The organism is Cognatundibacterium aquatile (assembly GCF_014699135.1).
Taxonomy (GTDB): domain Bacteria; phylum Pseudomonadota; class Gammaproteobacteria; order Burkholderiales; family Burkholderiaceae_D; genus Undibacterium; species Undibacterium aquatile.
Genome location: NZ_JACOFT010000002.1, coordinates 402,593 through 421,630 on the forward strand (window position 1 = coordinate 402,593; position 19,038 = coordinate 421,630).

At 47.5% G+C, this 19,038-nt stretch carries 14 protein-coding genes; 4 read left to right on the top strand and 10 right to left on the bottom strand.

The features are described 5' to 3' along the window. Positions 1 to 293: 293 nt before the first annotated feature. Positions 294 to 1,937, bottom strand: a complete 1,644-nt coding sequence (locus H8K26_RS06170; protein WP_190478142.1) for a Na+/H+ antiporter — start codon at positions 1,935 to 1,937, stop codon at positions 294 to 296. Positions 1,938 to 2,113: 176 nt separating this feature from the next. Beyond that, complete coding sequence (locus H8K26_RS06175; protein ID WP_317889254.1) at positions 2,114 to 3,064, bottom strand: tyrosine-type recombinase/integrase; 951 nt, start codon at positions 3,062 to 3,064, stop codon at positions 2,114 to 2,116. A 228-nt stretch (positions 3,065 to 3,292) separates the two neighbouring features. Here H8K26_RS06175 and H8K26_RS06180 point away from each other — a divergent pair, with 228 nt between their 5' ends. The 4 genes from H8K26_RS06180 (at position 3,293) to H8K26_RS06195 (ending at position 7,727) form a co-directional block, all read left to right on the top strand. Further along, complete coding sequence (locus H8K26_RS06180; protein ID WP_190478146.1) at positions 3,293 to 4,402, top strand: DNA-binding protein; 1,110 nt, start codon at positions 3,293 to 3,295, stop codon at positions 4,400 to 4,402. 167 nt (positions 4,403 to 4,569) lie between these two features. After that, positions 4,570 to 4,860 carry a FeoA family protein gene (locus tag H8K26_RS06185; RefSeq protein WP_186883387.1) on the top strand — a complete coding sequence of 97 codons (291 nt, stop codon included), beginning with the start codon at positions 4,570 to 4,572 and terminating at the stop codon, positions 4,858 to 4,860. Continuing rightward, positions 4,860 to 6,749, top strand: a complete 1,890-nt coding sequence (feoB, locus tag H8K26_RS06190; RefSeq protein ID WP_190478148.1) for a ferrous iron transporter B — start codon at positions 4,860 to 4,862, stop codon at positions 6,747 to 6,749. The genes H8K26_RS06185 and feoB overlap by 1 nt, the downstream gene beginning before the upstream one ends. A 390-nt stretch (positions 6,750 to 7,139) precedes the next feature. Next, entirely contained in the window at positions 7,140 to 7,727 is a 588-nt protein-coding gene (locus H8K26_RS06195) for a hypothetical protein (RefSeq protein WP_190478150.1), read from the top strand. Positions 7,728 to 7,793: 66 nt separating this feature from the next. Here H8K26_RS06195 and H8K26_RS06200 read toward each other — a convergent pair whose 3' ends face one another. From H8K26_RS06200 to H8K26_RS06235, 8 genes are all read right to left on the bottom strand, one after another. Continuing rightward, positions 7,794 to 9,395 (bottom strand): ABC-F family ATPase, encoded by a 1,602-nt coding sequence (locus H8K26_RS06200; protein ID WP_186883390.1) that lies wholly within the window; start codon positions 9,393 to 9,395, stop codon positions 7,794 to 7,796. 294 nt (positions 9,396 to 9,689) lie between these two features. Next, the gene (locus H8K26_RS06205) at positions 9,690 to 11,768 is read right to left on the bottom strand and encodes a 3-hydroxyacyl-CoA dehydrogenase NAD-binding domain-containing protein (protein WP_190478152.1); all 2,079 of its coding nucleotides are present in this window, start codon (positions 11,766 to 11,768) and stop codon (positions 9,690 to 9,692) included. Between the two features lie 162 nt (positions 11,769 to 11,930). Continuing rightward, positions 11,931 to 12,638: an ABC transporter ATP-binding protein gene (locus H8K26_RS06210; protein WP_186883392.1), complete on the bottom strand. Its 708-nt coding sequence runs from the start codon at positions 12,636 to 12,638 to the stop codon at positions 11,931 to 11,933. Further along, entirely contained in the window at positions 12,635 to 13,402 is a 768-nt protein-coding gene (locus H8K26_RS06215) for an ABC transporter ATP-binding protein (protein ID WP_186883393.1), read from the bottom strand. The genes H8K26_RS06210 and H8K26_RS06215 overlap by 4 nt, the downstream gene beginning before the upstream one ends. After that, positions 13,399 to 14,685 carry a branched-chain amino acid ABC transporter permease gene (locus H8K26_RS06220; RefSeq protein WP_190478154.1) on the bottom strand — a complete coding sequence of 429 codons (1,287 nt, stop codon included), beginning with the start codon at positions 14,683 to 14,685 and terminating at the stop codon, positions 13,399 to 13,401. Before H8K26_RS06220 ends, H8K26_RS06215 begins: the two co-directional genes overlap by 4 nt. Before the next feature lie 2 nt (positions 14,686 to 14,687). Beyond that, complete coding sequence (locus H8K26_RS06225) at positions 14,688 to 15,635, bottom strand: branched-chain amino acid ABC transporter permease (protein ID WP_186883395.1); 948 nt, start codon at positions 15,633 to 15,635, stop codon at positions 14,688 to 14,690. A gap of 99 nt (positions 15,636 to 15,734) precedes the next feature. Continuing rightward, on the bottom strand, positions 15,735 to 16,970 hold the full coding sequence (locus H8K26_RS06230; protein ID WP_186883396.1) for a branched-chain amino acid ABC transporter substrate-binding protein: 1,236 nt from the start codon (positions 16,968 to 16,970) through the stop codon (positions 15,735 to 15,737). A 117-nt stretch (positions 16,971 to 17,087) separates the two neighbouring features. Then, a complete protein-coding gene (locus H8K26_RS06235; protein ID WP_190478156.1) occupies positions 17,088 to 18,740 on the bottom strand; it encodes a 3-(methylthio)propionyl-CoA ligase in 1,653 nt (550 codons plus the stop codon). Positions 18,741 to 19,038 lie beyond the last annotated feature (298 nt).

A 19,038-nucleotide genomic window follows, 5' to 3' on the forward strand; every position in this document is an offset into this window, starting at 1 on the left:
CGAAAATCGCGTATTTCAGAAAATCTCGACTACCTGTCTAAGTGAGCCCAAAGATCAGAGTTATTAAATTAATGAATAATCGATATCTGTAAATTTGATTTTGAATATTTGCTGCAATGCGGTAAAGTCATTCCTGTCTCCTCCAACACCGTCAAGGTTTGGATTTTAGCCCGCTCACAGCGGGCTATTTTTTTATCCGTCACTCATTTTTTTGAGAAGGAACTGACCGTCAATGATTTTTTGGGCGCCGCCTTAAAACAAGAAATCATACCGATGCATCACATTAGTGCTGTTTAGTGCTGTTTTTGTTTAGTCAGTGCGGTTTCTATCAGATCAATTTCATGCACCAACTGACGATGTAAGACGTCGTCCAGTTGCCTGTTTAACCGCAATTGATACAGTTGATCGCGCTCGGCACGTAAAGCTTCGATGCGCATCTGCCGTTCGACATCTAATTCCCGAATATGGTGTGACGAGCCATTCTGCCGCAACCCATGTGCCAAGCGGCGTCGATATAACTCAATTACGTGCATTGCAGCTTCCATTTGCACCAGGCTCTCAGGCTGATCATTGGGGATGCCACGATACAAATCTTCAACCCGGCGGATTGCAGCAGATGCCGCAGCATTACGTGCGACCGTTTCCTTATTAATCTGCGCCACCGGCTCGGAGAACTCAAAGCCGGCAGCCAGGATAGGCAATGCAATGCTGGCGACAATCAGCGATAGCAAAATAACGCCCATTGCGAGAAAAATCACCAGATCACGAGCCGGGAAATCGGTGCCATCTAACATAGTCAAGGGTAAAGTGAGAATACCCGCCAGGGTAATTGCCCCACGCACACCTGCAAACGCGGTTACCAGCAATAACCGTGGAAAAGACTTTTTATCTGCGACATTTCCCTTTTTGCCAAATAAAGTCAGTTTGAGCGAAGCCCAAACCCAGATTAAACGCAAAGTCGTCAGTGCAAAAGTAATGCAAACAATATACGCGGATAAATGTGCAAGGCTGGCGATACCGGTATCAATCGCAATTTCTTCTATGCTTTCGAGTATTCGCGGCAACTGCAAACCCAACAGCATAAACATGATGCCATTCAATATCATCTGCACCGTATCCCATACAGTGCGCCGTTGCATGCGGGTTGCCGCTAAAGTGTGCCCGGTCAGATCAGAGTAATGCATGGTAACTCCGGCGGTTACCGCAGCCAGAATTCCTGATGTATTCAGATGTTCGGCTGTCAGGTAAGCAGCGAACGGGATCAGCAAGCTGATCATAATCTGTACGCCCGGTTCTTCTCCGGTTTGTCGTATCAGCCAACGATTTGCCAGATTAATGGTGTAGGTCAGCACAATTCCTATCAAAGCACCGCCACCAGCCACCAGCATGAAAGTCCAGGATGCTTTAGCGAGGGAGAAATTCCCGGTTAACGCTGCCAACACAGCAAAACGAAAACAGACAAGACCAGACGCATCATTTAACAGCGACTCGCCTTCAAGAATGTGCATCAGCCTCGGTGGAATCGGTGTTTTAGACGCTATTGCAGAAACAGCGACCGGATCAGTTGGCGATAAAATCGCTGCCAAGGCAAATGCTACCGGTAAGGGAATCGCAGGAATCAGCCAGTCGATCAGAAATCCCATCCCCACTACGGTGAAAATGACCAGGCCGATGGCAAGCATCAGAATAGGCTTCATGTCCAGAAAAAAAGCTTCTTTCGGTATGCGCCAGCCATCCAGAAATAACAAAGGAGGAATGAATAACAGAAAAAAGATGGACGGATCTAACGAGACATCAAATGGAGAAAAAGAGGCAATGATGGCGCCAGTTGCGATCTGGATCAGTGGCAATGGCAGTGCGACCGGAGACAATCTGACAATAAAGCTGCTCACAGTGACAGCAAGCAGCAGAATCAAAACCATTGTTATTATTTGCATCGTTCAACCGGAAAAATTGCTTTCCAGACCAAGAAAGCATCTCAATTATCATAGCAGAAGAGTTACAGCTATTTACCGCTTATCTCGGTAATTCCTATGATTCACGAGAAATCATCAATGTATTACCTTGTTATCGGGTCAGAACGCCGCTATGGCATCAGCGATTTGCATTGAGTTTATTTCTTTTGACGTAACAGACTATGCATGGCGTTTTCTTTGAATTGATCTGCATCCTCAATATAACCCTGAACAGTCCCGTCGAAACGCCAACCACCTTGGCGCTTGATATCCCGGAAGCTTGCACCGGCACGGTAAGCACTGGTAGCCATGCCGCGCCGCAAGCTATGACTGCTGAATTCCGGGACATAATCCAAACCCGCTGCAGTCGCGCATTCAGTCAGTATTTTATTCACGCTGTTCGCATGCAAAGCCTGTTCGCCGACATGCTTCCACTGATCTATCCGCCTGAAGATTGCGCCGCTATAAACACCAGAAATACTGAGCCATCGTTTCAACGCCGTCGCCGGACAACAACTGCTATCGCCATAAGGAATTGCTTTTACGATTCCCTCCCCCGCCTGATCAGTTTTTGATCGCGGCAGCAACAGGGTAATTCCCTCTGCTTCCCATTTCACATCCTCACATCGCAAACTCACCAATTCAGATCGACGAAAACCTCCGAAAAAGCCTATTTGCAGCAAAGCACTGTTCCTTATTGCTCTTATATCGCTCTGTTCAGAGAGATAAAGCACAATGCGCTCCAGCTCTTCGATAGCTAATGCCCTCGCCTTTTTTTTAGGTTTCGCATGGACTCGCGTAATGCCAGTCAGGATTTTTCGTACGTTAGGATGAATGCAAGGATCAGGAAAACCTTGGTGTTTATGCCATTGAGATAACGCCGTAATTCGTAAAGATAGCGTGCGAGGATTAAGTTTCCCGGCATGTTCTGCCATATAACGAACCAGGCTGGCCTCATCGGTGGGTAACAGTCCGCCCCACTCCAAAAAATGTCTGATGGCCGACCGATACGCTCGGCGGGTGTTCTCAGACGTTGCTGCCGCGAGAAATACAGCCAGTTGCTTTGCAGAGGTAGTCAAAGATCCATTTTGCGAACCAGGCAGCAACACTGCCCGCGTACTCCTGCCTGGCTCAGAAATGTTATCTGTTAGTTGGATTGACTCTGGCAGTGAATTCATATTTCGTAACAGGCAACAGGGAAAACTGGATTAAATTTAAATATAACATTCGATAATATACATTATCAATACTTATATTTCTAAGAAATAAAAAGAACTTTTTTAATTTTTATCTTAATATTACGTATTACGTAATTTAATATCTTATTGAGGTGAGTGATGGCAAGAGCAGGCATTCTTTATTCTGACGTTGCACGAGCCGCCACTGAACTTGCGGCAAAAGGAGAAGCCGCCACCGTAGATAATGTGCGAAAGATGATGGGTGACACAGGGAGCAAAAGCACCATTGCCCCCATGCTTAAACGCTGGAAAGAGGAACATCAGGACGAAGCTCAGGCAGCCAAATCTGGCCTGCCTGAATCCATTCTGAATGCAGTACGTGGAGTTTACGCGCAGCTGCAAAGCGACTGCGAGAACAAGATTATTGCGCTGACCGCAGAGCACGATGCATTGATTCAGGCCGCAAAGACCCAGCAGGCAACGCTTAGCGACCTCATAGAGTCTCTCACTACAAGCAAAATCACTCTTGAGGCACAACTGGCAGCAACACAGGAAAAGCTGGGGTCAATTGAAGAGAAATATTCAGCCCTTCAATTAAAATTCACTGGCATGCAAAGTGAAAAAGAAGGATTAACGCTGCGGCTTGACGACAGAAGTCAGGAAGTCAAAGAGTTAAAACAGAAAAATGAGGCAATGCGTCATCAGTTTGAGCATTTCCAGACCGCAACAGCGAATCAACGCGCCGACGACAGAAGAGCTTACGAAGCTCGCATGACACAAATAGAAAGCGAGCTGCAACTTGCCAGAAAAAATAATCAAACTTTAGAAAGCACTCAGACAAAGCAGGAAGCAGAGATTCAGCAGTTACTATTAATTAACGCTGAAATTGCCAACAATGCGCAAAAGCGTAAAGAAGATCTGGAAGCCCTTCAGATAAAGCATTATCAGACAGACTTTCTCTTGCAAGAAACGAAGCAAGAAAATCTCATTCTCAAAAGGGATCTGTCAGTAGCTCAACTGGAATCGCAACGTTTACAGACATCCGCTGCCGTCTCAGCAAAGTTGCAAGACGTGCTGACTGAGCAACTGAAGCAGTCTGAAATAAAAACAAGACAGGTTGAAGAGGAAAAACAGGCACTGATAATAGAGCTCATCAAAACCAGGGCAAATGATGTTACGTCTAACGAAAATCTTAATGACAACCCGGCACTTGAAAGCCAAAGCAAGCATCTCATACAAGACATCCCGACAACTAAGCCAGATCGCTGAAGCGGCTAATATTATCTGAAATATTTAATTCAATTTAACCAAGTAAAATCAATCGCTTCACTTTCAATAGCAGGAAGAACGCGGAAGAATGATTGAATAGACTGCGATATTGATATATATTCTCATTATCATTTAGAGTTACTTCACATCAATTACCGTCTGGTGCCATGAGCAGTTTGCCTGTATCCCCCTCCCCGATCACCCTGAATCATCTTCGCGTCGGCGATGCCGCCATCGTGACTGATCTGTTCCAGCCAGCCCAAAGCAATCTGATTCAGGCAACAGATATCATCCGACGCTTGAAGGAATTGGGATTTATTCATGGGGAGAAGATCAAAATATTGCACAAAGGTTACTTTGGCGGCGAACCCATTGCGGTCCGGGTCGGAGAGTCGACGTTTGCCCTCCGGAATTTTGAGGCAGCCTTGATAGGCGTCAGCAAAACGGAGGCAGCGTAATGACTGACCATCTTAAGCCACAGCGCATTGCATTAGTCGGCAACCCCAACTGCGGTAAAACTGCCTTATTTAACCGACTGACTGGCGCAAGACAAAAAGTCGCCAATTACGCCGGAGTAACAATAGAACGCAAGGAAGGACACTTCACGGCACCAAATGGCCGTCACTGGAGTGTGCTTGACCTTCCAGGCACATATAGTCTGAATGCGATCACACCCGACGAGAAAATCACAGAAGAAGTCGTCAAAGGTCAGCGCACTAACGAAGCTTTGCCTGATGCCATTCTTTGCGTCGTGGATGCAACCAATCTCAAGCGGGGTCTGCGACTTGCCTTTGAACTTAAAGACCTCGGTTTACCACTGATTCTCGCTGTCAACATGATGGATCTGGCAAAAAAACGCCAGATTAATATAGATATCAATGCATTGGCATCGGCACTGAGTATTCCTGTTGTTGAGACGATTGCCGTTGAAACTGAAGGTGTTGACGCCTTGCTTCGTCAATTGGAAATACTCGCGCAATCATTAGATGGTACTGATAATGTTCCGCCCGTAGCGGCTGCATTAACACGATCACCAGAAGAAATTCAACGTGCCGTGAATGCATTAATTGCCGCATGCGTACAGCAAGTAAAAGATGCAGGCAAAGAAGATGTCCCACTCAGTTACTGCATAGACCGATGGATATTGCATCCGGTATTCGGCCCGCTGATTTTTGCCAGTCTCATGTTTTTGGTATTTCAGGCTGTGTTTGCCTGGGCGCAGTTACCGATGGAATTGATTAAGTCATCCATTGAAGGTTTGGGCAGTCTGGTTGAATCAGCCCTGCCAGCAGGCATGTTGCAAGAATTGCTAGTCAAAGGTGTCATCGGCGGTGCCGGCAGCGTTCTGGTTTTCCTGCCACAGATTGTCATTCTGTTTTTCTTCATTCTCGTGATGGAAGACTCTGGCTATCTTCCCCGGGCAGCATTTTTGCTCGATAGAATTATGGGGAAAGTAGGCTTATCCGGTCGCGCGTTTATTCCTTTGTTGTCCAGTTTTGCTTGCGCCATTCCTGGCATCATGGCGACCCGCACAATTCAAAACCCGCGAGATCGTTTGGTTACCATCATGATCGCCCCTCTGATGACGTGTTCTGCACGACTGCCAGTCTACGCTCTGATTATTGCGGCTTTTATTCCTGAAAAAACAGTACTCGGCATTCTGAGTCTGCAAGGTTTAGTCTTGTTTGCCTTATATATTGCCGGCATTGTTTCTGCGATGCTGGTCGCTCTGTTTTTTAAATATCAATGGGGTAAAGCCGAGCTGCATTCACTCATGTTGGAGTTACCCGATTATCGCTTGCCGAACACGCGCAATTTATTATTAGGTTTGTGGGAACGGGTAAAAATCTTTACCACCCGCGTGGGCACCATCATTCTGGCGTTAATGATTCTGCTGTGGTTTCTCAGTAGCTTCCCTGGCGCACCTGAAAATGCAACGCAACCGCCGATTTATTACAGCATCGCCGGTCATCTCGGGCGCCTGCTTGAATTCGTTTTTGCCCCGATAGGATTTAACTGGCAGATTTGTATTGCACTGGTTCCAGGACTTGCCGCTCGTGAAGTCGCCGTTGCCGCACTTGGCACTGTCTATGCCCTGTCGCAATCCGGCGACGAGCTTAGCAGCATGCTGGAGCCGCTTATTGCGCAATCCTGGAGTCTGCCGACCGCCTTATCTTTATTGGCTTGGTATGTCTTCGCGCCGCAATGTATCGCAACCTTGAGTGTGGTAAAGCGTGAAACGAATACCCTGCGATATCCTGTATTGATGGCAGCGTATTTATTTGGCCTTGCCTATATTGCGTCTTTTATTACGTATCGATTGGCGCTATTCTTTACCGGGGCTTAATCATGTTACAAATGGCAATCACTTTTCTGATTTTATTCGCAGCGTTGATCTATCTCCTGCTGAAATGGATGCCAGCGTCTGTCAGAAAAAAAATACACGTCAAGCTGAGCGGTCGCCATCCCAAGCTCGCCAGTCACTTTGAAGGCGCAGCAAAAAGCTGCGCTAGTTCTTGCTCTTCATCGTGTCATAGTTGCGATGAAACATCGCGCCCCACACAATTGAGCCAACACTCTAAACCTGTCATTCCTATCCATAAAATCTGACATTGTCAGGTGTTTTATCCGTTACACCCTTCAATACCTGTAGCATCGACGGCAAGTGTGTTGTATTCTTTTGCTGAGTTCCAGATACTGATTCTGGTGTAACAATGATTTGGGGCCGATGCTCAATATGTTGAACAGCATTTACGATAAGACAGAAAAAGGGCGCGAGGAAATCGCTACCCGCAAACATCACTTGGCTAACCGTCTTCGCACATTGCTGGTGATGGTGGACGGAAAACAAAGCGCCACAGATTTATTGAAAAAAGTATCCGCATTAGGGTTTGATGAAAATAATGTACAGGAACTTTTAGATCAGGAATTTATCACCGTTGTCAGCAAAGCCGGGGAAGCGCCCGTCGCTGTTGCGCCTGAAATTAATCTCGTCAGCGACTTACCTCCACCCGTCGCTGTTGCGGTTGAAGATATGAGCGAATCTGAACAATTTCGCGAGGTGTATACCTTCTTCAACGAAACAATTAAAAGTGTTCTTGGATTACGCGGGTTCACCTTACAGATGAAGGTCGAGCGTGCAGGTACATTGGATGATTTCAAGAAGTTACGGCAGCCTTATCTGGAAGCGGTGCTGAAATCAAAAGGAAGGGAAATGGCGCGCAGCTTGCGGGACAGACTCGATTACCTGCTATACAAAGGTGAACAAGTGCAGCAGAGCGATACATTATTACGTGATAGTGCAATCAACTTTAGTAACAAGTAATCAGTACATAAAAAAGCCGGGATAGCCCGGCTTTTTTTATTGCACAACGTGCGCTGCCGCAGTAGTTTATTCAATCCCCTGACTGCTCAGATATTCCTCGTAGGTACCTTGGAAATCAATGATTTCATTTTCTTTGATCTCAAGTACGCGGGTTGCCAGCGACGACACAAATTCACGGTCATGCGAGACGAAAATCAGGGTTCCCGCATATTTTTCCAATGCGATATTCAATGACTCGATCGATTCCATATCCATGTGATTCGTCGGCTCATCCATTAACAACACATTGTGACGACCCAACATCAGCTTGCCGTACATCATTCGTCCTTTTTCACCACCGGACAGCACTTTCACTGATTTCTTCACATCGTCGCCGCCAAACAAAAGGCGTCCAAGGATAGAGCGCACGGCCTGATCATCATCGCCCTCTTGCGTCCATTGACCAATCCAGTCCGTCAGATTTTTATCTGATGCGAACTCTTCGGTAGGATCTTGCGGCATATAACCGACGTTCGCATTTTCGGCCCATTTAACAGTGCCGCGATCAGCGTGCAAACCAGCAATATCGTCGCCACCAATGCAGCGCAATAAAGTCGTTTTACCGATACCATTGGCACCGATAATCGCTACCCGCTCACCCGCCTCGATCATCAGATCGACATTCTTAAACAGCGTGCGATCGTAAGCCTTCGTCAGACCTTGCACTTCTACTGCCAGACGATGCAACTTCTTCTCGCCATCAAAACGCACGAAAGGATTCTGGCGGCTCGATGGTTTAAATTCTTCGATTTTAATTTTATCGATTTGCTTGGCGCGGGAAGTTGCCTGACGTGCCTTCGATTTATTGGCAGAGAAGCGACGCACGAAATCTTGCAACTCAGCGACTTTTTCCTTGGCCTTCGCATTGTTTGCCATTTGCTGCGCACGTGCCTGCGATGATGCAAGCATGTAGTCGTCGTAATTGCCAGGATAGATTTTCAGCGTTCCATAGTCCATATCCGCCATGTGGGTACAGACCTGATTCAGGAAATGGCGATCATGCGAAATAATGATCATGGTTGAATTGCGCTGATTCAGAATGTCTTCCAGCCAGCGGATGGTATTGATATCCAGATTATTGGTCGGTTCATCGAGCAACAAAATATCAGGGTTAGAAAACAAGGCTTGCGCGAGCAAAACACGCAACTTCCAGCCCGGTGCGATTGCGCTCATTAAGCCCTGATGCTGATCAGTCGGGATACCAACACCCAACAGCAACTCACCTGCACGTGCTTCCGCGGTGTAACCATCGTATTCGGCAAATTTGGCTTCCAGATCGGCCGCCTTCATGTAGTCTTCGTCGGTTGCTTCAGGGTTTGCATAGATCGCATCGCGCTCAGACATTGCGGCCCACATTTCTGTATGCCCCATCATCACGACATCCAGAACACGCATTTCTTCAAACGCAAACTGATCCTGACGTAATTTACCCAGACGTTCATTCTGATCCAGCATGACTGTGCCGGAAGACTGCTCCAGATCGCCACCGAGGATTTTCATGAACGTCGATTTGCCACAACCGTTGGCACCAATAAGACCGTAACGATTGCCCTCGCCAAATTTGACTGAGATATTTTCAAACAGCGGCTTAGGGCCAAACTGCATGGTGATATTTGCGGTAGATAGCACGGAAAAACCTTTTGCAAAATGATATGAATTAACCTTGCATTATAACATTGCTGAACAGAAGGATTTTCACTACGGCCTTGAAGTCTTTTTTCTTATTCAGGCTTTTGGGGGAGTATCCGCATAAAACCGCTTAATCTCCGCAGAAACAATGGGGGTTAAAACATACTGGGGGGAGTATATTTCGCCCTTTTTTGAGCATTTTTGTCTGCTAAAACAAAAAGCACGATCAACATCGTGCTTTTTGTTCAGGATTTCAAACTGAAATACTTCAGTTTGAAATCAACGGCGGCAGACTTAATTGAACGTCTTCCCTTCCTCTGCCAGTTTTGCCAGCAATGGCGCTGGTTTCCACGCATCACCGTGGCGACCTTTGGCATATTTTTCCATAGCCCGCACCACATTCGGCAAGCCGACTGTATCCGCGTAGAACATAGGGCCGCCGGTGTGTAATGGGAAACCATAACCGGTCAGATACACCATATCGATGTCAGAAGCCCGTGTTGCGATGCCTTCTTCAAGAATGTACGCCGCCTCATTCACCAGCGAATAAATCAGGCGCTCAACGATTTCCTGATCGGAAATTTTGCGACGCTCTATGCCCAGATCGGCAGAATGTTTGACGATCATGTCATTCACCACGGCAGATGGATAAGCCTTGCGATCGCCCGGTTTGTAGTCATACCAACCGGCGCCGGTTTTCTGACCGAAGCGGCCCAACTCACACAACAAATCTGCTGTTTTTGAATAGGTGATGTGTGGTTTTTCCACGTAACGACGCTTGCGGATATACCAGCCGATGTCGTTCCCCGCTAAGTCACCCATGCGGAAAGGTCCCATCGCAAAACCGAGTTTTTCAACGGCTTTATCGACTTGTTCCGGCGTGCAACCTTCTTCCAGTAAGAATCCTGCCTGACGGCTGTATTGCTCGATCATGCGATTACCGATGAAGCCGTCGCACACACCAGAAACCACGCCTGTTTTCTTGATTTTTTTAGAAATCGCCAGTACGGTTGCCAGCACATCTTTCGCCGTTTTTTTACCGCGCACGATTTCCAATAACTTCATGACATTGGCCGGGCTGAAGAAATGCGTGCCCACCACGTCTTGCGGACGTTTGGTGAAGTCAGCAATTTTATCGACATCAAGCGTTGATGTGTTGGACGCCAGAATCGCACCCGGCTTCATAACTTCATCGAGCTTTTTGAATACTTGCTCTTTAACGCCCATATCTTCAAAAACGGCCTCGATGACCATGTCCGCCTGAGCGATCGCTTCATAGGACAAAGTGCCAGTAATTAAAGCGACGCGTTGCTCAAATTTCTCTTGCGTCAGCTTGCCTTTTTTCAGCGTGTTTTCGTAATTTTTGCGTATCGTTGCCAAACCTTTGTCCAGCGCTTCCTGTTTCATTTCGAGAATCTGTACAGGAATGCCGGCATTGGCAAAGTTCATCGCAATACCGCCACCCATGGTGCCGGCACCGATCACTGCGACCGATTTCACCGGACGAGTCGGTGTGTCATCCGGCACATCCGGCAACTTGCTGGCTGCACGTTCACCGAAGAACGCGTGACGCAGCGCTTTAGATTCCGTTGTTTGTACCAGTTCCAGGAACAAATCGCGCTCAAATTTAATACCGTCATCGAACTTTTTCGTTACCGCAGCGGCCACGGCTTCGACGCATTTCAATGGCGCAGGGAATGGGCCTGACATTGCGCGTACGGTATTGCGGGAAAATTGCAGGAAGGCTTCGTAGTTTGGGTAATCGATTTTGATGTCGCGTACTTTAGGCAGCGGACGCACATCCGCCACTTTGTGCGCAAATGCGGTTGCTGCTGCCATCAGATCGCCTTCAGCAAGTTCATTGAACAGCGCTGTTTTCGCGAGTTTTTCTGAAGCGATCGGCGTTCCCGAAACAATCATATTCAACGCCAGTTCCAGCCCGACGACGCGTGGCAAACGTTGTGTACCGCCTGCGCCAGGTAAAATGCCCAGCTTCACTTCTGGCAACGCAATCTGTGCGCCAGGGCTGGCGACACGATAGTGGCAACCCAAAGCCAATTCCAAACCGCCGCCCATGGCGACGCTGTGTATTGCTGCGATCACTGGTTTATCAGACGATTCAATCACGCTGATCACCGTATGCAAGCTGGGCTCAGCAAATGCTTTGGGAGAATTAAATTCTTTGATGTCTGCGCCGCCGGAAAATGCTTTGCCTGCACCTGTGATGATGATGGCTTTGACCGCATCGTTATTCTGCGCCTGCTTCATGCCTTCGACGATCGCGTGGCGGGTCGCATGTCCCAGACCATTGACCGGTGGATTATTCAGGGTAATAACGGCAATGCTGCCGTCAACTTTGTATTCTGCGCTCATGTCTCTTCCTAAGGTTGAAATACGAATGGAATTGGTTTTTCTAAATGAATCAAATCTGGTGGGCGAATTCAAACGAAACACACACAAACTTGACTATAACTTAAAAATAGTACGGTCGTGTTATTTTTATTGATTTTCTTTTTTCGCCATTCAACAGACCGATTACACCTCCAGCCATTCTTGTCTGATTTTGTCGTTGGCAAGCAAATCTTCGGGCGTACCTTCAAACACGATACTGCCATGTCCCATGACATAGACCCGCTGCGAAATCTGTAGTGCAATCGCTAATTTTTGCTCGACCAGCAACACCGAAACTCCCCGGTTTTTCAGCTCTTTCAAATACTCAGCCACCAGTTCAACGATCTTCGGCGCCAGACCTTCAGTTGGTTCATCAATCATGATCAGATCAGGATCCCCCATCAGCGTCCGGCACAAGGTCAGCATTTGTTGTTCGCCACCAGACATCACACCAGCCAGGGTATTGCGCCTTTCGCGCAAGCGGGGAAACATCTGGTACATATCTTCCATTTCCCAGCGCGGTTTCGTCTTGGTGTTCGATTTTTCGCCTAGCAGTAAATTCTGCTCTACCGTCAGCGTCGGGAAAATATCGCGATTTTCCGGCACGTAGCCCAGGCCTTTGTGCGCGATCTGAAAGGCTTTCAGACCTATCATCTGCTCGCCTTTGAATAAGACAGATCCGGTTGCATGAACTTGTCCCATCGTTGCTTTGACCGTGGTTGACCGCCCTACTCCGTTACGTCCGAGCAAACTGACGATCTCGCTATCATTGACATGCAGATCGACGCCGTGCAGTACATGGCTTTTACCATAGAACGCATTTAAATCTTTAATTTCAAGCAGCGCACTCATGCGTGTTCCTCCGTCGGTGCGTGACCACCAAGATAAGCGTCTTTGACTTTTTGATTATTGCGTATATTTTGTGGCGTATCGCAGGCAATCACCTCGCCATAGACGACCACCGCAATTTTATCGGCCAGCCCGAAAACGACGCTCATATCATGCTCGACCATCAATAAAGTTTTACCCTCCGTGACCTTGCGTATCAGTTCAACCGCCGCATCAGATTCAGAGCGGCTCATGCCTGCAGTTGGCTCATCCAGCAAAATCACGTCTGCACCACCAGCAATCGTAATACCGATCTCCAGCGCCCGTTGTTCTGCATAAGTAAGCAAGCCAGCAGTGACATCACGCCGCCGTTTTAAGCCTATCTGTTCCAGCACATGTTCTGCACGTTCCTGAGCATCTTTCAGGCCGTTCAGCCTTTGCCAGAACGAATATTTATAGCCCAGCGACCACAAAACTGCACAGCGTAAATTTTCAAAGACAGTGAGTCGGTGGAAAATATTCGTAATCTGAAAACTACGCGACAAACCACTGCGATTAATCTCGTATGGCTTCAGATTCCGGATGCTGTTGCCGTTCAGGAGAATGTCACCCGAACTGATACCGAATCGTCCTGAAATCAGATTAAATAAGGTTGATTTTCCGGCACCGTTAGGGCCGATAATGGCAAATCGTTCCCCTTTCGGCACCTGCAGATTGGCACCACGGATAATCTCAGCGCTGCCGAAACTTTTCCGAACGTCTTTTAATTCCAGCGAAAAACCACTCATACCTGCGCCCTCCGCATAGCTTCTTCTATTTCGGTATTCACCTCGCCCCATACTTTTTGGAAAGGTGCTTTAAACAGGACAAACCCGGCAACACCTGTCGCCAGCGTCAGTAAAGCAATGGCCCACGAGCCGCCACCAACAGAATTGAATGTCATACCAAAAATGGAAATCACAGGATTTTGTGTTGATTCGAGAGAAAGTTGATACAGCATCTCTATGGCCAGCACCAGACCGACGATACCGATCAAGGATGAAACCAACAGTTTCCACAAGACTGGCCAGACGCGGCCAAATTTTGAAAACTTCACCAGACGCAAATTCATCATCAGGATGCTGGCAATACCACCGGGCGCGTACATCACGATCAATATGAAAAATACCCCCAGATACAATTGCCATGCTTTTGTGAAGTCCGACAGCATCACCGTTAAAAACACACCGAGAATAGCTCCGATCAATGGGCCGAAGAAAAAGCCTATGCCGCCGATGAAGGTGAACAGCAATACCGCACCGGAACGAATGGCACTGACGTTTTCAGCCGTCACAATTTCAAAATTGATCGCAGACAAACCACCAGAGATACCGGCAAAAAATGCTGACAGAATCAGGGTCAGATAGCGTACCCATTGTGTGTCGTAACCGACGAACTCAGCACGTTCAGGATTGTCGCGGACAGCATTAATCATGCGCCCCAGCGGGGTCTGCGTAAAAGCAAACATCGCTACTGCACTGACGAACAACCAGAATGCGATCAGATAATAGACCTGAATTTGCGGCCCGTAAGTGATGCCCATGAAGGCCTGTCCGATAACCCGGTTGGTCGATATTCCGCCCTCACCTCCGAAAAACTTAGGGAACATCAGCGAACATGCAAAGACCAGTTCCACCATCCCCAACGTGATCATGGAAAAAGTAGTGCCGGATTTTTTGGTCGTCACGTAGCCAAATAAAATTCCGAATCCCATTCCTGCAATCCCCCCTACCAGCGGAATCATGGAGACGGGAATCGGCAGACTGCCTTCTGCGATCATATTCATCGCATGGACTGCAAAAAATGCCCCCAGACCGGAATACACTGCATGACCAAATGACAGCATACCGCCCTGTCCCAACAGCATATTGAAAGACAATCCGAAAATCATCAGCGTCCCCATCTGCGACAGCAGAGATAAGGCAGCACCTTCATGAAAAATCAGCGGAGCGACGACCAGAATCAATGCAAAGCTACTCCAGGTCAGCCAGCGGCCCAGATTCAAGGGCTTATATTTTAAAGTTGTAGTCATTTTTATCCCTCACGTGTGCCAAGCAAACCGCGCGGCCTGAAGATCAGAATCAACACCAGTAACAGATACGGCATCACTGGAGCGATCTGCGCAATCGTCAGACTCAGCAAAGAATACAGAGGAGAACTTGCGCTGATCAGCACACCAAACTTAGCCAGTACGGTGGCAAACGAATGGTCAAGTGCAACAGCAAATGTCTGCAACACACCGATCAGTAAAGATGCGACAAACGCCCCCGCCAGCGATCCCATTCCGCCCACGACGACGACAACGAAAATAATGCTGCCGAGCGTCGCGGCCATGCCGGGTTCGGTAACGAATGCGTTACCACCGACAACGCCGGCCAGACCTGCGAGCGCACAACCACCACCAAATACCAGCATGAAAACGCGCGGCACATTATGTCCCAGCGCCTCTACCGCATCAGGATGTGTCAATGCCGCCTGAATCACGAGACCAATCCGGGTTCTGGTGAGTAGCAGATAAATAAACAGCAGCATGAGCAAGGCGACCAGCATCATGAAGCCGCGATAAATCGGGAAAGTTGTGGTGTAGAGAGTAAACAGCGGCCCATCCAGTGAGGCCGGAATCGCATAAGGAACAACGGATCGCCCCCAGATCAGTTGCACGACTTCCACGATCACATACGACAATCCGAACGTAAACAGCAGTTCCGGAATGTGCCCGTATTTATGGACAGAGCGCAAACCGTAACGCTCAACCAAGGCGCCGAGAACGCCGACCAGCAAAGGCGCGATAAAAAAAGCCGTCCAGAATCCAAATTTGGAGCTCAGCATGTAGGCAAAATAGGCACCCAGCATATAAAAACTGGCATGCGCAAAATTGAGCACACCCATCATGCTGAAAATCAGTGTCAGGCCAGATGACAGCATGAACAACAGCAGTCCATAACTGATCCCATTCAACAAAGTAATAAGGGTAAATTCCACAGCAACATCCCTTTCAGCGACATCTTATGAACGATCGTACTATTTTGTGACAAAAAAAGAGAGTCAATTGTGGCATGACTCTCTTTTCAGATTAAAAAATTAACCTGGTCGCTTCATTTGACAAGACGAAGGCTGGGAAGCTACAAACGCATCAATTTTCTGATTTGTTTTCCAGCCCAGTCCTGTATTTTCCTGATCGAACTTCACATCTTTACCATTGGTTTTTACCCAGGTCGCAATGTACAGAGGTTGCTGCAACTGATGGTCAACCTTACGCATCACCGCTTCACCATTGAGGCTCTTAAAGGTCGCACCTTCAAGTGCAGCAGCAATTTTCGCCGGCTCAGCACTCTTTGCTTGTTTTACCGCTTGCGACATTGCCTGAATGATGGAATACGTCGCCATGGAATAGTAGTCGTCTTTATATTTGGCTTTAAATCCCTCGACGATATCTTTACCGGCGTAGGTCTCATTATTCACATTCCAGTAGCCCACATATTTCACGTGATCGATACCGGCCGCCCCCATTGCAGTCGGCACGCCTGTGGTCGAACCGTAGTAGGTATAAAAGTTCGCTTTCAGATCGGCGTCTTTGGCTGCCTTAATCAGCAAGGCCAGATCGGCGCCCCAGTTTCCTGTGATGACGGTATCCGCGCCGGAAGCTTTGATTTTGGCAATGTAAGGGGAAAAATCTTTGACCTGTCCGATAGGATGAAGATCATCACCGACGATTTGTACGTCAGAGCGTTTGCGTGCGAGATACTCTTTCGCAGCCCGCGTTACCTGATGACCGAAAGAATAATTCTGACCGATGATATAGACCTTCTTCACAGTCTTATCTGCTGCCATATAAGTCGTCAGTGCTTCCATCTTCATGTCGGAATTGGCATCGAAACGGAAATGCCAATAGCTACATTTACTGTTCGTCATATCAGGATCGACGGCGGCATGATTCAGGTAAATGATTTCCTTACCCGGATTGCGCTCATTGTATTTATTGACTGCATCCAGTAATGCCAGACCGACGCCAGAACCATTACCTTGCGTGATATAACGGAAACCTTTATCGATCGCTGTTTTCAGTACATTCAGTGACTCTTGTGGGCTGCCTTTATTGTCAAAGCCAACGACTTCAAAAGTATTATTGCCTGCCCATTTTTCAGCGTTTGCCTTATCGGCGATATATTGGAAGGAATTCAGAATGTTCTGGCCAACCGGTGCAAATGGGCCGGATAAAGGATCGATGTAGGCTATTTTAATATTCTCTGCCATCGATACTGGTGAAGTTAAAGCGAATGCAATTGCGACGAAAGATGCGCGTAATGGGAATTTCATTTGTCTCTCTCCGTTTTTTAGGAATGGAAATTTTTTACCCTGCTGACTTGTCTTGCGCTGGCTGCCTCATTGGAATGTTTTATGTAAGAGGCAGCCAAAGTAATGCAATCTGAACTTTTAAGCTGTCGGTAGTTTGTGCTCCTTAAATTGTTCTCTCAGTTTGTTTTTCAAAATTTTACCGGTTGCACCCAATGGCAATGCATCGATAAATGCGACGTCATCCGGCAGCCACCATTTCGCGACCTTACCTTCAAAGAATTGTAAGAGTTCTTCTTTCGTTACTTCTGCCCCTGCCTTTTTTACCACCAGCAGTAAAGGACGTTCATCCCATTTAGGATGAAAAATACCGATACACGCCGCCTGCATCACCGCCGGATGAGAAACTGCAACGTTTTCCAGATCTATCGTACCTATCCATTCGCCACCGGATTTGATCACGTCTTTGCTGCGGTCGGTAATCTGCATAAAGCCATCGGCGTCGATCGTCGCCACGTCGCCAGTCGGGAACCAGCCATCCTCCAGCACTTCGCCACCTTCATTTTTATAATACGAATTAATGATCCACGGGCCTTTGACCAACAGATTGCCGTACGTCTTACCGTCCCAAGGCAACTCTTTGCCATCATCGCCGACGATTTTCATATCAACGCCGTACAACACATGTCCTTGTTTGGTCAGCACAGCTTCTTTTTCCGGCTCACTCAGATCCATATGTTTGGTCAGCAAGGAACAAGCCGTTCCTAGCGGGGACATTTCCGTCATTCCCCAGGCGTGCACGACCTCGACGTGATAGGTGTGGCGGAACGTGTGCATCATCGCCGGAGGACAGGCTGAGCCACCAATAACAGTGCGTCTGAACGTAGAGAACGTCAGTTTATTTTGCTCCACGTAGTTCAGCAAACCTAACCATACCGTCGGAACACCGGCAGAAAAAGTCACTTTTTCCTGCTCAAATAATTCATACAAGGATTTACCGTCAAGGTGCGGACCGGGGAAAACCAGTTTCGCACCGGTTAATGGTGCTGAATACGGCAAGCCCCACGCATTCACATGAAACATCGGAACCACAGGAACGATAGAGTCCCTTGCAGATACATTCAGTCCATCCGGCATTGCCGATGCATACGAATGCAAAATAGTAGAACGATGTGAATACAAAGCACCTTTAGGATGGCCTGTTGTACCCGATGTGTAGCACAGGCTGGAAGCCGAATTTTCGTCAAATAATGGCCAGACAAAATCATCTGTATTCGCGTCAATCAATTCTTCATAGCACAACAGATTCGGAACCCCGTTGTCTTCGGGAATGTGTTCACGCCCGCACATCATGATGAAACCTTTTACCGTAGGACAATGCGGCGCAATCGCTTTGATTATCGGTAAAAACGTGATGTCAAACATCAGATACTGATCTTCGGCATGATTCACGATGTAAGTGATTTGCTCGGGATGCAGACGTGGATTGATGGTATGCAGCACTGCTCCGGAGCCGGATACGGCGTAATACGCTTCGAGATGGCGATAACCATTCCATGCCAGCGTCGCTATTCTGTCACCTATTTTGACGCCAAAATTCGATAAAGCATTCGCCAGCTTTTTCGAGCGGCGATGGCACTCAGTATAGTTGTAGCGATGAATATCACCTTCAACGCGGCGAGAGACGATCTCGCTTTGTCCAAAATACCGATCCGCATGCTCAATAAGGCTTGAGATAAGCAAAGGCTTTTGCATCATTTGGCCCATGACCGGACTCTTAGGGTACGCTGACATTTGTTCTCCTCTGATGAACTACTAAGTTGTTTACTTCGTTTTTAACTGCATTTTCTAAATTTTATTCTTAGCTGATTTTTGTACGACCGTACTAATCCGTCAATCACTATTTTTTTTGCATAGCAACATATGCTCTTAGAGAATTTCCTCTATTTATTACAAACTCTTTTCTGGCAACGCATTCCCGCATATTGCGCTGCGCAAAAACGGAAAAAATAAGCTGCTCCTGATAATGAAAAAAAGGGTAGCAGACACGCAATGTCTGCTACCCTTTTTATTAAACAAGCAAGAATAATTA

What these genes read in the sequence shown, in the direction of transcription:
- H8K26_RS06230 (WP_186883396.1), bottom strand. Translation starts at nt 16,970, where the DNA reads ATGAAATTCCCATTACGCGCATCTTTCGTCGCAATTGCATTCGCTTTA.
- H8K26_RS06235 (WP_190478156.1), bottom strand. Translation starts at nt 18,740, where the DNA reads ATGTCAGCGTACCCTAAGAGTCCGGTCATGGGCCAAATGATGCAAAAG.
- feoB (WP_190478148.1), top strand. Translation starts at nt 4,860, where the DNA reads ATGACTGACCATCTTAAGCCACAGCGCATTGCATTAGTCGGCAACCCC.
- H8K26_RS06180 (WP_190478146.1), top strand. Translation starts at nt 3,293, where the DNA reads ATGGCAAGAGCAGGCATTCTTTATTCTGACGTTGCACGAGCCGCCACT.
- H8K26_RS06215 (WP_186883393.1), bottom strand. Translation starts at nt 13,402, where the DNA reads ATGAGTGGTTTTTCGCTGGAATTAAAAGACGTTCGGAAAAGTTTCGGC.
- H8K26_RS06220 (WP_190478154.1), bottom strand. Translation starts at nt 14,685, where the DNA reads ATGACTACAACTTTAAAATATAAGCCCTTGAATCTGGGCCGCTGGCTG.
- H8K26_RS06195 (WP_190478150.1), top strand. Translation starts at nt 7,140, where the DNA reads ATGTTGAACAGCATTTACGATAAGACAGAAAAAGGGCGCGAGGAAATC.
- H8K26_RS06210 (WP_186883392.1), bottom strand. Translation starts at nt 12,638, where the DNA reads ATGAGTGCGCTGCTTGAAATTAAAGATTTAAATGCGTTCTATGGTAAA.
- H8K26_RS06170 (WP_190478142.1), bottom strand. Translation starts at nt 1,937, where the DNA reads ATGCAAATAATAACAATGGTTTTGATTCTGCTGCTTGCTGTCACTGTG.
- H8K26_RS06185 (WP_186883387.1), top strand. Translation starts at nt 4,570, where the DNA reads ATGAGCAGTTTGCCTGTATCCCCCTCCCCGATCACCCTGAATCATCTT.
- H8K26_RS06205 (WP_190478152.1), bottom strand. Translation starts at nt 11,768, where the DNA reads ATGAGCGCAGAATACAAAGTTGACGGCAGCATTGCCGTTATTACCCTG.